Genomic DNA, 2,321 nt, shown 5'->3' with positions numbered 1-2,321 from the left:
AACGAGTACCGGGTCGCCCGGGCCTGGCAGGACGCGCGGGTGACGAAGATCTGGGCCGGTTCCAACGAGATCATGAAGGAACTCATCGGCCGTGGCCTCGGACTGTAGACCCGGCCTCTCATCCTCAGGGAGCACCTCGATGGGCAATCTCACCTACGACTTCACCGGCCGCACGGCCGTGATCACCGGCGCCGCACGCGGCATCGGCCTGGAACTCGCGCGCTTCCTGCGCGCCGCCGGTGCCGAGGTCCTTCTCGTCGACCGCGACGAGGCGGAGGTCGCCCGGGCCGCCGAGTCCCTCGGTGCGCGCTGGGCGGCGGCGGACGTGGCGGACACCGCCGACGCGGAGCGGGTGATCGCCAAGGCTGTCGAGGAGACCGGCCGGGTCGACATCCTCGTCAACAACGCCGGAATCCTGCGGGACGGTGTGCTGTGGAAGCTCACCGACGACGACTGGGACACGGTGCTCGCCGTCCACGCCTCCGGCACCTTCCGGTTCACCCGCGCCTGTGTGCCGCACTTCCGCGCCCGGGGCTACGGCCGGGTGATCAATGTGACCTCGTACTCCGGTCTGCACGGCAACATCGGACAGGCCAACTACGCCACCGCCAAGGCCGGAATCATCGGCTTCACCAGGACGGCCGCCAAGGAACTGGCCCGCTTCGGGGTCACGGTCAACGCCATCTCGCCGAACGCGGAGACCCGTATGGTGGCCTCCGTGCCCGCGGCGAAGCGGGCCGAGCTGATCGCGGGTATTCCGCTGGGCAGGTTCGGCGACCCGTCCGAGATGTGCGCGGCGGTCGGCTTCCTCGCTTCGGAGGAGGCCGGCTACATCACCGGTGCCGTCCTGCCTGTCGACGGCGGCATCTCCATCTGATGTGCGGCCGCGAACCACGGAAGTCATCTCGTGAGGGACGTCTTCACGACCATGACCGGGTGACATCGACGACCGGCACGGACGACCCATGGGGCGGGACCGGCCCGGGTTCGCGCAGGCTGCTGGAGGCTGCCCTGGCCGCCTTCGCGGCCCGCGGGTACCACGGGGCCTCGACCAGGGACATCGCCGCCGCGGCCGGGATGAGCCCTGCCGGGGTGTATGCCCACCACCGCACCAAGGCCGACCTGCTCTTCGCGATCAGCGAGGCGGGACACCGGCATGTCCTGTCGGTCTGCGAGCGGGCGATCGCGGAGGAGAGCGGTCCCGTCGCCCGCGTCCGTGCCCTGGTGCACGACTACGCCGCCTGGCACGCCCGCCATCACCTGCTCGCCCGGGTCGTGCAGTACGAGATGGACGCTCTCCTCCCGGACCACCGGGCGGTCATCGTCGTACTGCGCCGCCGCACCGAGCGCCTGTTCCGGGACGAGATCCGGGCCGGGGCCGAGGCCGGCGTCTTCCGCACCGACGACGTGGACAGTGCGACGCTGGCCGTGCTCTCCCTCGGCATCGACGTCAGCCGCTGGTACACCCCCGACGGCCCTCGCACTCCGGTCGGGACAGGCCGCTCGTATGCCGGACTCGTCCTCACCATGCTCGGCGCGGAACGGGCCGGAGCGGGCGAAGGCCCTCCGGGGCCGGCGGGCCGAGGTCAGCTCTGCTCCATCACCACTCCTCCGTCCAACAGCTCTCGGATGTGTTCAGGGGAGTGACCGAAGTCCTGGAGAACACTCTCGGTATCGGTGCCCGGTTCGACCGGCAGCCGAGTGATTCGTGACGGTGTTCGTTCGAATCGTGGCGCTGGTGCGGGGACGGGGGTTTCGCCCATGTCCACAAAGAGCTGTCTGTGACGATTGTGCGGGTGTTCCTTTGCCTCGGCCAGGGAGAGTACCGGTGTGACGCAGGCATCGGTGCCTTCGAGCAGGGCGCACCACTCGTCCCGGGAGCGTTGTTTGAAGACGCGTTCGAGGTGTTCGGAGTGCTCGGCCCAGAGCGTCGGGTCGAGTCTGCCCGCGAATGCCTGTGGTTCGAGGCCGGCGAGGTCGACCAGGGAAGCGAAGAACGGCTCCTCGATGGCGCCGACCGCGACGTACTTGCCATCGGCGCATTCGTAGGTGCGGTAGTACGAGGCGCCACCGTCGATGCGGTTGCTGCCACGATCGTCGGTCCAGGCCCCGGCCTCGTAGGCGCCGTAGATCGGCGACATCAGCGCCGCCGCCCCGTCGACGATGGCCGCGTCGACGACCTGGCCTCGGCCTGATCTCGTCCGTTCGACGAGTGCCGCGCAGATGCCGAGGGCGAGAAACACACCCCCGCCGCCGGTGTCCCCCGCGAGCACCATCGGCGGAACCGGCCGCTGGTTCGCCATGCCGACCCCGTGCAGTGC

Annotated in this window: 4 protein-coding genes; 3 read left to right on the top strand and 1 reads right to left on the bottom strand. The window is 69.8% G+C overall.

Annotated elements, in window-relative coordinates:
• The 3 genes from ACWF94_RS38950 to ACWF94_RS38940 form a co-directional block, all read left to right on the top strand.
• A partial coding sequence (locus ACWF94_RS38950) for an acyl-CoA dehydrogenase family protein (protein WP_453499782.1) occupies positions 1-108 on the top strand: 108 nt, incomplete at its 5' end.
• A gap of 31 nt (positions 109-139) precedes the next feature.
• The gene (locus ACWF94_RS38945; protein ID WP_453499780.1) at positions 140-877 is read left to right on the top strand and encodes an SDR family oxidoreductase; all 738 of its coding nucleotides are present in this window, start codon (positions 140-142) and stop codon (positions 875-877) included.
• 59 nt (positions 878-936) lie between these two features.
• Entirely contained in the window at positions 937-1,647 is a 711-nt protein-coding gene (locus tag ACWF94_RS38940) for a TetR/AcrR family transcriptional regulator (RefSeq protein ID WP_453499778.1), read from the top strand.
• Here ACWF94_RS38940 and ACWF94_RS38935 read toward each other — a convergent pair.
• Positions 1,587-2,321: CoA transferase (locus tag ACWF94_RS38935; RefSeq protein WP_453499776.1), on the bottom strand; the 735-nt coding region annotated here is incomplete at its 5' end. The genes ACWF94_RS38940 and ACWF94_RS38935 overlap by 61 nt on opposite strands.

The sequence above is a fragment of the Streptomyces sp. NPDC055078 genome (assembly GCF_053607985.1).
The sequence above is the reverse complement of the archived record's forward strand: the minus strand, read 5'-3'. Positions and strand labels throughout refer to the sequence as shown.

Bases quoted from the DNA above. Each gene is read 5' to 3' on its own strand.
- ACWF94_RS38945 (WP_453499780.1), top strand. From the start codon at position 140: ATGGGCAATCTCACCTACGACTTCACCGGCCGCACGGCCGTGATCACC.